Below are 14939 nucleotides of genomic sequence, written 5' to 3' on the forward strand. Positions count from 1 at the left end.
CCATAGTTTTCATGGGCTGCTTCGCCCAACGCGGCCATTGGCGGGAAATCTCGAGTCGAATTGAGTTTGCCCCAGGCCCCCTTCAGACCGTCTCCTTGACCCGCGCCGAGAGAAAGTCTGGCAAATCGGCGACCGAATCCAAAACGACATCGGCGATCGCCGACAGCGATTCACGCGTGCCGGTGCCGGAGAGCACGCCGACCGCCAGGCCGCAGCCGCCAGCACGCGCCATCTCCAGGTCGTGGCGGTTGTCGCCGACCATGGCGATCTCGGACGCCTTCAACCCGGTCAGGTCGCAAAAGGCGACGATCGTGTCCGGCGCCGGTTTCGGATTGGCGACCGCGTCATAGCCATAGGCGGCGGTGAACAGCTGGGCGACGCCGAGCGTGACCATGGTCTTTTCGGCACCGGCAGTCGAATCGTTGGTGGCGACGCCGAGCCGGTAGGATCGCTTGTGCAGAGCCGTCAGCGCCGCGACGATGCCGGGCAGGGCCACCGCCATCGATGAGCCTTGCACCGAGGTGATCTCGTTGAAGCGGGCGACGGCCAGCATCTGGTCCTCGTCGGACAGGCGCGGGAACCATAGTTCGACGACATCCATGTTGGTGCCCGAGGCGAAGATGGAATCCGGCTTGAAACGCTTGGCGACAAAATCGAAGCCCGCCGCCGAAAGCAGCCTGTCGGCTTTCCAGCGATCGCCCTCGGCGGCGTCCATGGCCATGAAATCGGCGATGCCGAGCCAGGTCGCGTTGAAATCGACAAGCGTGCCGTCCTTGTCGAACAAGATGCCCTTGATGTCGGCCGGATTTTTCATTGAGCCCCCCGCAGTTGCTGGATGCGCGCCACCAGCCCGGCCGTCGATGCGTCGCGCTTGTCGGCGCTCTCCTTGCCTTCCACGACTGGCAACAGGCCGGTCGCCAGCTCCTTGCCGAGCTCGACGCCCCATTGGTCGAAGGAATTGATGTTGAACAGAGTGCCTTCGACGAAGACGCGGTGCTCGTAAAGCGCGATCAGCCGGCCGAAGGTGCGCGGGTCGAGCTTGCGGTAGAGGATCGTCACCGACGGGCGGTTGCCGGAGAAGACACGGTGCGGGGCTATTCTGTCGACATCGGCCGGCTTCATGCCCTTGGCCAGCATCTGCGCGCGCGCCTCGTCCAGCGTGCGGCCCTTCATCAACGCTTCCGATTGGGCCAAGCAATTGGCAAGCAGTAGATCGTGCTGGTGCTTGAGATCAGGCTCATGGCCGACGGCAGCGGCAAGGAACTCGACCGGGATGAAATCGGTGCCCTGGTGCAGCAGCTGGAAGAAGGCGTGCTGGCCATTGGTGCCGGGCTCGCCCCAGACCAGCGGTCCGGTCGGCGTCGTCACCGGCGTGCCGTCGAGGGTGACGCCCTTGCCGTTCGATTCCATGTCGAGCTGCTGCAGATAGGCCGGCAGCCTGGAAAGGCGCTGGTCATAAGGGATGACCGCACGCGCCGGATAACCGCAGATCACGCGATGCCACCAGCCGACCAGCCCCAGCAGCGCCGGCAGGTTCTTCTGCAGGGGTGCGGTGCGGAAGTGCTCGTCCATCTCATGCGCGCCATCGAGGAAGGCGCGGAAGTTGCGCGGGCCGATGGCGATCATCACCGGCAGGCCGATGGCGCCCCACAGCGAATAGCGGCCGCCGACCCAGTCCCAGAAGCCGAACACGCGATCGGCCTCAATCCCAAATTTCGCCACCAGGTCGAGCGCGGTCGAGACGGCGGCGAATTGCTTGCCGACTGCTTCCTTGCCGAGCGCCTTCTGCACCCATTCGCGCGCCGTCTCGGCATTGGTCATCGTCTCGACCGTGGTGAAGGTCTTGGAGGCGATGATGAACAGAGTGGTTTCGGCCGACAGGCCCTTCAGCGTGTCGTGGATATGGGCGCCGTCGATGTTGGAGACGTAGTGCGCGCGCGGGCCGTCGTGATAGGGCGCCAGCGCCAGCGTCGCCATGGCCGGGCCGAGATCGGAGCCGCCAATGCCGATGTTGACGATGTCGGTGATTTTCTTGCCGGTGGCGCCGGCGGCCTTGCCGGAGCGAATGGCATCGGCGAAAGCGCCCATGGCGTCGAGCACGGACAGCACATCCGCCTTGACGTCCTGGCCATCGACCGTGACGCCCTTGCCCGAGAGGTTGCGCAGCGCGGTGTGCAGCACGGCGCGATCCTCGGTGATGTTGATCTTCTTGCCGGAAAACATTGCGGCGCGGCGACCTTCGAGATCGGCGGCGGCGGCGAGCTTCTCGAGCAGTTCCATCGTGCGCTGGTCGACCGCGCATTTCGACCAGTCGAGCAAAAGGTCGCCATCGCTGGCCGAAAATGTCTCGAAGCGCTTGGGGTCCGCGGCAAACGCCTCGCGCATCGTGCCCGATGCCGCCGCGCGCGCAGAACGCAATGCGACAAGCTGGTTGTCGAAGGAGGAATGATCCACTGCCGGCTCCTGATCGTTTTTCACGACATCTTATCAGACCGGATGTTTCCGGCGCGTGTCGTCGGGGTGATGTTATCGAGCCGAATTCCCCATGTTTCAATGCGTGGGGATGACGCAGTGCAGCATAGTGCGATGTGATGGAGCTACGACGCTGCGCGTCGCGCTGGATGATGTGATGGGAGTAGCGACGACGCTTCGCATCGCGCTGGGGATAATGAGGCGCGACGACGCTGCGCATCGCGCGGGCGTCCGCGCTGCGGGATGACGCAAGCGTCACCCGGGGATGCGACGACGCTGCGCGTCGCGCATAGATCACTGGCATAAATCCCAGCGATCAGAAAAATTGATTGGCGCAACCCCTTGTGCCACGGTTACCTTCCGCTGGTCCAGCCAAGCAAAAAAGACTGGCCATCGAGGAACACCTTCCATGCCACAGCGTAACGACACGGCCATATGGTCCGGCCTGTTCCGGATTTCGGCGGAATCGGGCCAGACCCTGCAGGCGCAGATCCGTCAGGCGATCGTCGCCGCCATTCTCGACCGGCAGATCGCCGCTTCGATGCCGCTTCCGTCCTGCCGCATCCTGGCCGAGAAACTCGGCGTCGCGCGCGGCACTGTGGTGCTGGCGTTCCAGCAATTGGTCGATCAAGGTTTCCTGGTCGCGCGCGAACGGCGCGGCCATTTCGTCAATCCGGATGTGCTGGCCACCCCCGCCAAGCCGCACCAGAAGGCGCCCGACCAGCAGAACGAGATCGACTGGAAGGCACGCCGGCAGATCGCCGCCAGCGACATGCCGCCACCGGCCAAGCACGACAACTGGATCAAGTCGTCCTACCCCTTCGTCTACGGCCAGTTCGACCCGGCGCTGTTCCCGACAGCCGAATGGCGTGAGTGCAACCGCATGGCGCTGGCCGTGCTCGAAATCCGCAACTGGGCCTCCGACATGGTCGACCGCGACGATCCGCTCTTGATCGAGCAGATCCAGGCGCGGCTGTTGCCGCGGCGCGGCATCTTCGCCAATCCGGACGAGATCATCGTCACGCTCGGCGCCCAGAACGCGCTCTATATGCTGGCGACACTGCTGATGACAAAGGGCTCCAAGGTCGCGATGGAAGACCCGGGATACCCCGACGCGCGCTCGATCTTCCGCCTGGCAGGCGCCGAAATCCAGCCGGTTCCGGTCGATCAGTCCGGCATCGTCACCTCGTCCATCCCCAACGATTCCGGCTTTGTCTTCGTCACCCCCAGCCACCACTGCCCGACCATGGTGCCGCTGTCGGCGGAGCGGCGGCAGGACCTTCTGGCGCGCGCCAACCGCCACAACCAGATCATCATCGAGGACGGCTATGACAGCCAGCTTCTCGACGAGGCGCCGCAGCAGGCGCTGAAGAGCCTCGATCGCTCGGGTCGCGTCGTCTATGTCGGCTCGATGTCGAAGACGCTGGCTCCGGGCCTGCGGCTTGGCTACATCGTCGCTTCGGCTGGACTAATCTCCGAGCTTAGGGCGCTGCGCCGCTTCATGCTCAGGCACCCGCCGGCCAACAACCAGCGCGCGGTCGCGCTGTTCCTGTCGCTCGGCCATCACGAAGCCCTGGTGCGGCGGCTGTCGTCGGCCTTCGATGAGCGACGCAAGCGTCTGGTCCATGCGATTTCCGCATTCCTGCCGGAATGGCGCTCGACCGATTCGGCCGGCGGCACATCGCTCTGGCTGGAAGGCCCGCGCGGCACCGATTCACGTGGACTGGCCGAGGCCGCGGCGTCGCGCAGCGTCATCATCGAGCCCGGCGATCGTTTCTTCGATCGCACCGAAAAGCCGTCGCGTTTCATGCGCTTGGGCATTTCCTCGATCGCGCTGCAGCACATCGAGCCGGGTATTCGCGAGCTCGCGACTGCGGCCGGACGCAGGCCCGCGGCAGCCTGATTTGCCTGTGCCGGAGCTTTGAACAGCCCCGGCCCTTGGCATGATCACCAACATTCTGCATTAGCTCTCTGGCATACTCGGCTGCGTTGACTGGCCCATAGGCTGGGCCAATGGCAACGGCATAGTCGGCTGACAGAGGGACGAAGCAAGCCGACGGTGGACCAATCATCGCGTCGTGTTTCGCAAACTAAAGGTGGAGTGCCCCCATGTCAGTGGCTGTTGAGAAGCAGGATGCGGCTCCTAAAGATGCATCAGCCGACCAGCGTTCGCGCCGATCCGGCGGGCGCGAAGCGCGCCGCGCCATGCGGGCCGCACCGCTTGCCGACGATATCCGGCCGGTGCGCGCCGGCCTCGAAGGCGGCAGCTACGGGCCGCTCAACCAGAACGACCAGGAACGCATCCATGAAGCGGTGCTGACGCTACTGGAGACCGTCGGCTTCGCCAATGCCATTCCCTCCTGCATCGAGGCTCTGACCGGGGTCGGCGCCGTCTATGGCGATGACGGCCGCGTCCGTTTCCCACGTGGGCTTGTGATGGACACGATCAGACGAGCCGCGAGGAATTTTACGCTGCACGGCCAGGACCCCAGGCATGACATGCTGATCCAGGGCAAGCGCGTGCATTACGGCACGGCGGGTGCGGCGGTGCATCTGGTCGATGTCGAAAAGCGCGAATACCGCGAGTCGCTGGTGCAGGACATTTATGATGCCGCCCGCCTCGTCGAAGGGCTCGACAACATCCATTTCTTCCAGCGACCGATGGTGCCGCGCGACATTCCCGATCCGCTCGAAATGGACTTCAACACGCTCTACGCTTGCGTGATGGGGACGTCGAAGCATGTCGGCACCTCGTTCACGGTGCGCGAGAACGTGCAGCCGGCGCTGGAAATGCTTTATGCGATCGCCGGCAGCGAGGAGAACTTTCGCGCCCGGCCGTTCGTGTCGAACTCCAATTGCTTCGTCGTGCCGCCGATGAAGTTTGCCGAGGACGCCTGCGGCGTGCTCGAAGCCTGCGTCGAAGGCGGCATTCCGATCCTGCTTCTATCGGCCGGCCAAGCCGGCGCCACCGCACCGGCGGCAATTGCCGGCGCTGTGGTGCAAGCGGTGGCCGAAGTGCTGGTCGGCCTCATCTACGTCAACGCCATCAAGCCCGGGCATCCGGCGATCTTCGGCACCTGGCCGTTCGTCTCCGACCTCAGGACCGGCGCCATGTCGGGCGGCTCGGCCGAGCAGGCAGTGTTGACTTCGGCCTGTGCGCAGATGGCGCAGTTCTACGATCTGCCGGGCGGTTCGGCCGCCGGCATGACGGATTCGAAACTGCCCGACATCCAGTCCGGCTATGAAAAGGGCATCACCGATGTGATGGCCGGTCTTGCCGGCCTCAATCTGGTCTATGAATCGGCGGGCATGCACGCCTCGCTGCTCGGCTTTTGCCTGGAGAGCCTGATCATAGACAATGACATGCTGGGCCACTGCCTGCGCTGCGTGCGGGGCATCGAAGTGACCGACGAAGCGCTGTCGATCGACACCATCACCGAAGTCTGCATGAATGGCCCAGGCCACTATCTCGGCAACGAGCAGACGCTGCGCCTGATGCAGACCGAGTATTTTTATCCGGCCGTCGGCGACCGCTTTTCGCCCAAGGAATGGAACGAGAAGGGCCGGCCCGACATCTTGCAGCGGGCGATCATCGAAAAGAAGCGCGTGCTTGCCGAGCGCTTCCCGCGCCATGTGCCGAAGCTGCTCGACGACAAATTGCGTGCCCGCTTCGGCGAGATGATCAAGCTGCCACGCAGCGGCATGGGCGGGTAAGCTTCACCTTACGAAGGTCAGTCCGCACTTAGCCCAAAGCGCTCGACGACTTCGGCGCTGATCAGCTTGCCATGCAGCGCCATCAGCACGATCTGGGCATCCAGGCTGTCGCCGGTTTCAAGCGCTGCCTCGATGCGGCGCTCAGCGTCCAGCCGCCGCTCCGGCCCATTGGCCTGCTCAAAGGTTTGTGGGCCTGCGATGCAATAACCAAACAGCTGCGCCACGGACCGATAAGCCTCTGGCGGGGGCTCGTCCGGCCAGTGATCCTTCATCAGATTGACGATGGTGAGCTTTACTCCCTCTGGCACCAGTGCCGGGTGAAGGTCGGCGCCGCGCAGCGCGTTGTCCAGTTCCCGCAAGTCACCCGAGCGGCCGAACATGCCGAGGAAACCGAGGGAAGAGCGCCGTTTAGTCACGTTGATACTTTCCGTCCGATAGCCGACCATTCATATGGGAACGTAGGATCGCTTTTCATCGCCTTTCCGGAGTCTCAGGCAAACCAGGCGTCGAGCCCGAATTCCCGCTGCAACAGGTCTTCCGCACTTTCCAGCGCGCCCTCGATCCAGCCGTGATTGTTGGACCACGCTTCGCCACAGACATGAATGCCCGGAGCGAGCGTATGGCTCGCCGGTTTTATACCGGAGATATCTATGCCACGGTCCCAGACATGCGACGCGCCGCCATAGGCCGGCGCACCCCAATCCTGCGCAAACCCGCCGATGGGTTTCGAGATGGCGCCGTGTTTGCCATGGACTTCGACCATCTGGCCGTGAAAGGCCTCCAGCGCGGAATGTCCCTCGGCCAAAACCGCAAAACCGTGGCGCCGAGCGAGCTCAGGCAGCAGTGAGCGCCAGAATACCATGTGCCTGCCATCGCAATAGGCCATGGCGACGCTCCGACGAATCGTCGCGTCGCGAGCGTCCGCTTTTGTGAACTGCCATATCTGGCGAGCCGGCAGATCGGTCACGCTGTGGCCGGCCGCGATGCCGTTTCGAGCCCACCACGGGCTGGCATAGCAGGCGGCCAGCGTGAGCATCGGCCAGGGTTCCGGTGCCGGCAGATCGCTGGGCTGCTCGATGCCGGACTTTTCCAGCAGGGTCCGCAGGGGGCGGACCGGTAACGCCAGCACGACCTTGCGCGCCTCGACCGTCCCGCCCTGCCCCTCGACAGACAAGACCATCCCTTGCGCCGAGCGGGCGATGGCGGTCACGTTGTGATCGAGATGGACGGCGCCGCCGCTGACAGCGATCCGCCCGGCCATTCGCTCCGCAACCGGCTGGAACCCGCCATCGGGGGAACAATAGGAGCGGCCGCCGCTCAGCTCGCCGAGCGCAAGCCTGAACGTCTCGGCGGCGTTGGGTCCACGCAGGAGCAACGAATAGCCCACCGCGTCCTCGGCAAAAGCCATTTCCTCCGGGGTCAAGACCGTTGCCAGCACATCCCAAGTCGCCCAATCCGCCAGCTTGCGGCCGCGATAAACGAAGCCTGCGGCGCCGTTCCATTCGGCGCTGCCGAAGGCCTCCGAACCCGGCAGGATCAGTGCTGCCGCCTTTCGCAGCAGGCGGGACGGGCCTTTTTCCTGCAGCCGACGCGTCACGTCATAGGCAAACAGGCGGCGCGGCGCAAAGCGCGATATAGCGGCGTAGGGCAGGCTCCTACCGCGCAGATGGAGCCGGTTGGCGCCGGTGACGACGTCCATACCCGACAGCTTTACATCCAGCGTCGCCATGAGTTTTTTGAGCAGCCGATGTTGCGGCATCAGCATCATCGCGCCGAGATCGATGCCGAAGTTCGGCTCTCCGGGAAATGAGACCGTGGAGGCCCGACCGCCGACGCGACCGGCGGATTCGAAAACAGCGATCCTTGCGGGCTTTTCACTTTGGGACAAGCGCCACGCCAGGAAGAGACCGGCCATGCCCGCGCCGACAATAGCAATGTCGACCGGGGCAATGTCGATCGGGCTAGGCGGCAAGGATACGCCCGTGGCGGAAAACCATCATCATGGACGCTCTCTGGACCCCTCTTGATTTCGTGTCAAAAAACCCGAAACTGACGAGGACTGCAATGTCATACTGACAGGTGGGTCAGTTGGCGTGCGAGCAGTGATCTAAAACGGGCAACGGGTCCTATGAAGAAACAGTATCACACACCAGTCATCCGCAAGGCAGGACGACTCTCCGGCATCACAGCCATCGCCGCTTCGTCCGGCCCGCCTCCACCCTGAGGCCGCCACCCAAACAAGCTTACGCCAAGGCTTTCATGCCGGCCCGATCAGGCCGGCATTTGCATATCAAGCGGGTGCTTAGTGATTGTCCCTTGGCACGCCGCTGGTGTGCGCGACGTCCTGGTATTTCACCGCCGGCTTCAGCACCATGCCCTCCGAGAACTGGTCGACCATGGAGCGCTGGATCTCCTGCCATGGCGTCTGATGCTTGGGATAATGATAGCCGCCATCGACCTGCAGTTCGGCACGGCGGCGCGTGATTTCCTCGTCGGTGACGAGGATGTTGGCAGTGCCTTTCCGTAAATCGATGCGCACACGGTCGCCGGTCTTGAGCAGCGCCAGGCCGCCGCCAATGGCGGCCTCCGGCGAAGCGTTGAGGATAGACGGCGAGCCGGATGTGCCCGACTGGCGGCCATCGCCGATGCAGGCCAGCGCGTGAATGCCCTTCTTGATGAGATAGGCCGGCGGCTGCATGTTGACGACCTCGGCGCCGCCGGGATAGCCGATTGGGCCAGCGCCGCGCATGAACAGGATGGTGTGCTCGTCGATGCCTTGCGCCGGATCGTCGATGCGGGCGTGGTAGTCCTCGGGACCATCGAAGACCATGGCGTTGCCCTCGAAGGCTTCCGGGTCGTTCGGGTTGGAGAGATAGCGTTCGCGGAATTCCGGCGAGATGCCGCTCATCTTCATGATTGCGGAATCGAACAGATTGCCGCTGAGATTGATGAAGCCGGCATTGGCCTTCAGCGGCTCGGCGACGGTGCGGATGACGTCGGTGTTCTCGTTGGCGACATCCTTGCAATTGTCGCCGATCGATTTCCCGTTGACGGTCATCGCTTCGGGATAAGGCAGCAGCTTGGCCTTCATCAGTTCGGCCACCACAGCCGGCACGCCGCCGGCATGATGATAGTCCTCGCCGAGATATTCGCCCGATGGCTGCAGATTGACGATGAGCGGCACATGGAGGCCGACCGTCTGCCAGTCGTCATTGGTGAGCGGCACGCCGAGATGGCGGGCAATCGCGTTGAGGTGGATCGGCGCGTTGGTCGAGCCGCCAATCGCCGAATTGACGACAATGGCGTTCTCGAACGCCTTGCGCGTCATGATGTCGGATGGCTTCAGATCCTCATGCACCATCTCGACGATGCGCTTGCCCGTCTCATAGGAGATCTGGCCGCGCTCGCGGTAGGGTGCCGGAATGGCAGCCGAGCCCGGCAATTGCATGCCGAGCGCCTCGGCCAGCGAGTTCATCGTGGTGGCGGTGCCCATGGTGTTGCAATAGCCGGTCGACGGCGCCGATGAGGCGACGATGTCCATGAACTCGTCATAGTCGATCTCGCCGGCCGAGAGGCGCTGGCGCGATTCCCAGACGATGGTGCCCGATCCCGTGCGCTTGCCCTTGTGCCAGCCATTGAGCATCGGTCCGACCGAAAGTGCTATGGCCGGAATATTGACGGTGGCCGCCGCCATCAGCAGCGCCGGCGTGGTTTTGTCGCAGCCGATGGTCAGCACGACGCCGTCGAGCGGATAGCCGTAGAGCACTTCGACTAGGCCGAGGTAGGCAAGGTTGCGGTCGAGTGCCGCGGTCGGGCGCTTGCCGGTCTCCTGGATCGGATGGCACGGGAATTCGAAGGGGATGCCGCCCATCGAGACGATGCCTTCGCGCACGCGCTTGGCGAGCTCGATATGGTGGCGGTTGCATGGCGACAGATCCGAGCCGGTCTGGGCGATGCCGATCAGCGGCTTGCCCGACATCAGCTCGGCCCGCGTCAGGCCATAGTTCAGGTAGCGCTCGAGGTAGAGCGCGGTCATGCCTGGATTGTCGGGATTGTCGAACCACTCCTGCGAGCGAAATTTCTTCTTTCCGGTGGGGGCGCCTGCCATCATGGTCTCCGTATTTGTAAGACAAATCGATATGGCAACGCGCGGAAGCAGGCAAGAGGGCGCACCGTCGCAACCGGACTTTGGTGCGATAGACACAGACCAGACCGTGCGTTAGGCCTTCGAAGTCTGTCCGGGAGGTGTCGATGGCTTTGGTGATCGAAGGCGAGGAACGCATTACCGCCCCCCTGCAGAAAGTGTGGGACGCGCTGAACGATCCGAAGGTTTTGCAGGCGACCATTCCCGGCTGCCAGCACCTGGAGATGAAATCGCCGACCGAAATGGCGGCGACGGTGGTGTTGAAGATCGGACCGATCAAGGCGACATTCAACGGCGAGGTGACGTTGAAGAACCTGAAGCCGCCGCACTCCTACACCATCCAGGGCGAGGGCAAGGGCGGTATTGCCGGCTTCGCCAAGGGTGGCGCCGACGTGACGCTGACGGCGGACGGGCCGGATGCGACGGTCCTCAAATACGCGGCCAAAGCCGAAGTCGGCGGCAAGATCGCCCAACTCGGCAGCCGGCTCATCGAATCGACTTCGAAGAAGCTGACCTTGCAGTTCTTTTCAAGCTTTGGCGAGAAGGTGGGTTCCCCTCCCCCTTGAGGGGAGGGATATCCGAGCTACTCGAACACGATGTTCGGCACCGCCGCTTCGGCCGCGCCGCGTTCTTCGTTGACCCGGTCCCAGACCTTCGAAGCAATATCGCGGTAAATCTTCGCCTCGGGGCTGTCGGGCTTCGACCCCACCACGGGCGAGCCTTCATCAGAACTTTCGCGAATGCCCATTTCCAGCGGCACTTCGCCGAGGAAGGTTACGCCGAGTCGCTCGGCCTCGCGCCGCGCCCCGCCATGGCCAAAGATGTCGTAGCGCTTGCCGGTATCGGGTGCTATGAAATAGCTCATGTTCTCGACGATGCCGAGCAGCGGCACGTCGACCTTCTTGAACATATTCAATCCCTTGCGGGCGTCGATCAGCGCCAGGTCCTGCGGCGTCGAGACGATGACGGCGCCGGCCAGGGGCACCTGCTGGGCCATAGTCAGCTGCGCGTCGCCGGTGCCGGGCGGCATGTCGACGACGAGCACGTCGAGGCGGCCCCATTCGACCTCGCGCAGCATCTGCGTCAGCGCCGACATCACCATCGGACCGCGCCAGATCATCGGCGTCTCCTCGTCGACGAGGAAGCCCATCGACATCACCTTAAGGCCGTAATTCTCCATCGGTTTCAGGATCTTGCCGTCGACGGTCTGCGGCCGGCCATGGATGTTGAGCAGCCTGGGCATGGACGGCCCATAAATATCGGCATCGAGCACGCCGACACGCAAACCGTTGGCGGCGAGGCCAAGCGCGATGTTGACAGCGGTGGTCGACTTGCCGACGCCGCCCTTGCCGGACGCCACCGCGATGATCGCCTCGATGCCGGGCACGCCGCGCTTGCCCGAGCTTTGCGAGGCCGGGGCGTGCGGGGCTGGAGAGTGTGGAGCTGGGCGCGGCGCGGCTGGCGCAGCCGGCGGTGCGGGCCTGGGCGCGGGACGCGACGCAACCGGAGCCTCCATGCCGCCGCCCTTCTTCTCCGCCGTCAGCGCGACGACGGCGCCGGCGACACCAGGGATCGCCTTGACGACACGCTCGGCTGCGGCGCGCAGCGGCTCCATCTCCTGTGCGCGGGCGGCGGGAACGGTGATCGAGAAAAACACTTTCGAATCGGCGATGAAAATCTCCGAAACCATGCCGAGGTCGACGATGTTGCCGGTGAAGTCCGGCCCGTTGACCGTCTTCAGACGCTCGGTGACGATTTCCTTGGTGACGGACATGCATTATTCCCTAAGGCGTTTGGCTGCGGCTCAGATAGTGCAGATTGGCAGCGACTCCAAGCACCACGGTGTCCGCCTCACCTTGCCAGGCCAACCGCAAGGTAGGTGAGCGCCGAAATTGCAGCCGTGGCCGGCAAGGTGACGATCCAGGCGATGACGATGTTGCCGGCAATGCCCCAGCGCACGGCAGAGACGCGACGGGCAGCGCCGACACCGATGATGGCCCCGGTGATCGTATGGGTGGTCGACACGGGGACGCCAAGCCAGGTGGCGGCAAACAGGGTGATGGCGCCGCCGGTCTCGGCGCAGAAGCCCTGCATCGGGTTCAACCGGGTGATCTTCGAGCCCATCGTGTGGACGATGCGCCAGCCGCCGAACAAAGTGCCGAGCGCCAGTGCTGTCTGACAGGTGAGGACGACCCACAGCGGCACGTAGAACGTCCCGCCGAGCATACCTTGCGAATAGAGCAGCACGGCGATGATGCCCATGGTTTTCTGGGCGTCGTTGCCGCCGTGCCCTAGCGAATAAAGCGAGGCCGAAAAGAACTGCATGACGCGGAAGGTGCTGTCGACGGCGAACGGTGTCTGGCGCACGAACAGCCAGGAAACGGCCAGGATCAGGACCAGCGCCAGAACAAACCCTGTCGCCGGCGACACGACGATTGCGGCGACCGTCTTGCCAAGCCCGGTCCAGACTATGGCGCCGGGCCCAGCCTTTGCAACGCCGGCACCGACGAGCCCGCCGATCAGCGCATGCGAACTGCTGGACGGGATGCCGGCAATCCAGGTGACGATGTTCCAGACGATGGCGCCGACGAGCGCCGAGAAGATCACCGCCGGCGTGACGATGCTGACGTCGACGATACCTTTTCCCACGGTTTCAGCCACGTGAAGGCCGAAGAACATGAAGGCGATGAAATTGAAGAAAGCCGCCCACAGGACCGCATATTGCGGTCTCAGCACGCGGGTGGAGACGATGGTGGCGATGGAGTTCGCCGCATCGTGCAGGCCGTTTAGAAAATCGAAAAACAGCGCGACAGCGACAAGGCCGATCAGCACGGGAAAGGCGATGGTGGCTTCCATTGCCTAAACGTTCTCGATGACGATGCCGCTGATCTCGTTGGCGACGTCCTCAAAGCGGTCGACCACCTTCTCCAGCTGGCCGTAGATCTCCGAGCCGATCAGGTAGGCCATCGGATCGCTGCGGCCATGCCGCTTGAACAGGTCCTTCAATCCCTGCTCATGCAGATCGTCGGCGCGACTTTCGACGCGCATCACCTCTTCGGCGATGGCGTTGAGGCGCACCATGTGCGTGCCGACCTTGCTGAGCAGCGGGATCGCCTCGGCAACCAGCCTGGAGGCGGCAACGATGACGCCGCCCATCTCCTGCATCAGCGGGTCGAATTCCTTCTTTTCGAACAGCTTCACCGTCTTGACGGTCTTGTGCATCATGTCGATGGCGTCATCCATCGACTGGATCAGGTCCTTGATGTCGCCGCGATCGAAAGGCGTGATGAAGGAGCGCCGCACCGCCAGCAGGACTTCGGCCGTGATATGATCGGCCTCGTCCTCGAGATCGATGATATTCTGGCACCAGCGATCGATGTCCTTGCCCTGCAGAAGCTGCTCCAGCGCCTCGGCGCCGCCGACCACGGTGCGGGAATGCCGTTCAAAGAGGTCGAAGAAGCGATCTTCGCGCGGCAAAAGCTTGCGGAACCAGCCCAGCATGTCCGATCTCCTCGTATTCCATCCAACCACATAGCGCCGTGTTCGGCCGGGGGAAACAGCCAGCCGGCCCAAAGATGTGGATGCATGGCCAATTGCGGGTAGAGCTTGCGGCGAAAGGCAATTTCTCCGACCTTGCGCGCAACGAACGGACGGATGGTATGATCGACAAGCTCGAATTCTTCATCGCGCTGGCCAAGGAGGAGCATTTCGGCCGGGCGGCGGAAGCGTGCGGCGTCACGCAGCCGACCTTGTCGGCCGGGATCAAGCAGCTGGAGGGCCAGCTCGGCGTCATGCTGGTTAATCGCGGTTCGCGCTTTCAGGGGCTGACGCCGGAAGGCAAGCAGGTGCTGGTGTGGGCGCGTCGTATCGTCGGCGATTCCAGGACGATGCGCGAAGAGATGCGGGCGGCGCGACATGGCCTGTCCGGGCGTATCCGTATTGCCGCCATCCCAACCGCGCTAGCCATGGTGGCGCGGCTTACGACGCCATTTCGCGAGAAGCATCCGGGCGTCACCTTCTCTATCCTGTCGCGCACCTCGATCGAGGTGTTGTCGCTGCTCGGCAATTTCGACGTCGATGCCGGCATCACCTATCTCGACAATGAGCCTCTCGGACGGGTGACCAGCGTGCCGCTCTATGACGAGCGCTACCAGCTGATCACGGCGGTCGGAAATCCCTATTCGGATCGCGACAAAGTGACATGGGCCGAAATCAGCCAGCTGCCGCTCTGCTTGTTGACGCCGGACATGCAGAACCGCCGCATCATCGACCAGCATCTGGCCGAGGCCGGCGTGCAGGTGCGCCCGACACTGGAATCCAACTCGATGATCGTGCTGTTCTCCCACATACGGACAGGCAAATGGTCGTCGATCATGCCGCTCAACCTGGCGGAAACATTCGGTTTTTCCGAGCCGATCCGGGCCATTCCGATCGTCGAACCGGATGCCAGCCACACGGTCGGGCTGGTCGCCGCGCCGCGCGAACCGCACACGCCGCTGGTGCAGGCGCTGCTGGACGAGGCGATGGCGCTGGCAGACGATTTCCGCGCCAATCGCTGAGCTAGTCATAACTGGTCAATCGGCACGATAGAAATTTTCTATCGTGCAAC

Annotated in this window: 12 protein-coding genes; 4 read left to right on the plus strand and 8 right to left on the minus strand. The window is 63.5% G+C overall.

Annotation, left to right across the window (positions count from 1 at the left end):
- Positions 1-82: 82 nt before the first annotated feature.
- A complete protein-coding gene (locus tag ACYG9Y_RS21985) occupies positions 83-814 on the minus strand; it encodes an HAD family hydrolase (protein WP_023709202.1) in 732 nt (243 codons plus the stop codon).
- Positions 811-2454, minus strand: a complete 1644-nt coding sequence (pgi, locus tag ACYG9Y_RS21990) for a glucose-6-phosphate isomerase (RefSeq protein ID WP_023738155.1) — start codon at positions 2452-2454, stop codon at positions 811-813. Before pgi ends, ACYG9Y_RS21985 begins: the two co-directional genes overlap by 4 nt.
- Before the next feature lie 427 nt (positions 2455-2881).
- On the opposite strand from pgi, the gene pdxR reads away from it, so the two are divergent.
- Complete coding sequence (gene pdxR / locus ACYG9Y_RS21995; protein ID WP_023669484.1) at positions 2882-4375, plus strand: MocR-like pyridoxine biosynthesis transcription factor PdxR; 1494 nt, start codon at positions 2882-2884, stop codon at positions 4373-4375.
- 206 nt (positions 4376-4581) lie between these two features.
- The gene (locus ACYG9Y_RS22000; protein ID WP_023738153.1) at positions 4582-6186 is read left to right on the plus strand and encodes a trimethylamine methyltransferase family protein; all 1605 of its coding nucleotides are present in this window, start codon (positions 4582-4584) and stop codon (positions 6184-6186) included.
- Between the two features lie 17 nt (positions 6187-6203).
- On the opposite strand, the gene ACYG9Y_RS22005 is transcribed toward ACYG9Y_RS22000, so the two are convergent.
- The 3 genes from ACYG9Y_RS22005 to ACYG9Y_RS22015 all read right to left on the minus strand — a co-directional run bounded on the left by ACYG9Y_RS22005 (position 6204) and on the right by ACYG9Y_RS22015 (position 10294).
- Positions 6204-6632, minus strand: coding sequence for a hypothetical protein (locus ACYG9Y_RS22005; RefSeq protein WP_023738152.1), 429 nt, complete (start codon positions 6630-6632; stop codon positions 6204-6206).
- A gap of 44 nt (positions 6633-6676) precedes the next feature.
- The gene (locus tag ACYG9Y_RS22010; protein ID WP_023738151.1) at positions 6677-8158 is read right to left on the minus strand and encodes a flavin monoamine oxidase family protein; all 1482 of its coding nucleotides are present in this window, start codon (positions 8156-8158) and stop codon (positions 6677-6679) included.
- A 330-nt stretch (positions 8159-8488) separates the two neighbouring features.
- Complete coding sequence (locus tag ACYG9Y_RS22015) at positions 8489-10294, minus strand: IlvD/Edd family dehydratase (protein ID WP_023688786.1); 1806 nt, start codon at positions 10292-10294, stop codon at positions 8489-8491.
- 143 nt (positions 10295-10437) lie between these two features.
- On the opposite strand from ACYG9Y_RS22015, the gene ACYG9Y_RS22020 reads away from it, so the two are divergent.
- Complete coding sequence (locus ACYG9Y_RS22020) at positions 10438-10896, plus strand: SRPBCC family protein (RefSeq protein ID WP_023738150.1); 459 nt, start codon at positions 10438-10440, stop codon at positions 10894-10896.
- 17 nt (positions 10897-10913) lie between these two features.
- Here ACYG9Y_RS22020 and ACYG9Y_RS22025 read toward each other — a convergent pair whose 3' ends face one another.
- From ACYG9Y_RS22025 to ACYG9Y_RS22035, 3 genes are all read right to left on the minus strand, one after another.
- Positions 10914-12104, minus strand: a complete 1191-nt coding sequence (locus ACYG9Y_RS22025; RefSeq protein ID WP_023738149.1) for an Mrp/NBP35 family ATP-binding protein — start codon at positions 12102-12104, stop codon at positions 10914-10916.
- A gap of 77 nt (positions 12105-12181) precedes the next feature.
- A complete protein-coding gene (locus ACYG9Y_RS22030) occupies positions 12182-13186 on the minus strand; it encodes an inorganic phosphate transporter (RefSeq protein WP_023688789.1) in 1005 nt (334 codons plus the stop codon).
- Between the two features lie 3 nt (positions 13187-13189).
- Complete coding sequence (locus tag ACYG9Y_RS22035) at positions 13190-13831, minus strand: DUF47 domain-containing protein (RefSeq protein WP_023738148.1); 642 nt, start codon at positions 13829-13831, stop codon at positions 13190-13192.
- Positions 13832-13989: 158 nt separating this feature from the next.
- Between ACYG9Y_RS22035 and ACYG9Y_RS22040 the strand changes: the two genes are divergently transcribed.
- A complete protein-coding gene (locus tag ACYG9Y_RS22040) occupies positions 13990-14889 on the plus strand; it encodes a LysR family transcriptional regulator (protein WP_023688790.1) in 900 nt (299 codons plus the stop codon).
- Positions 14890-14939: the final 50 nt, after the last annotated feature.

The sequence above is a fragment of the Mesorhizobium sp. W050 genome (assembly GCF_054719535.1).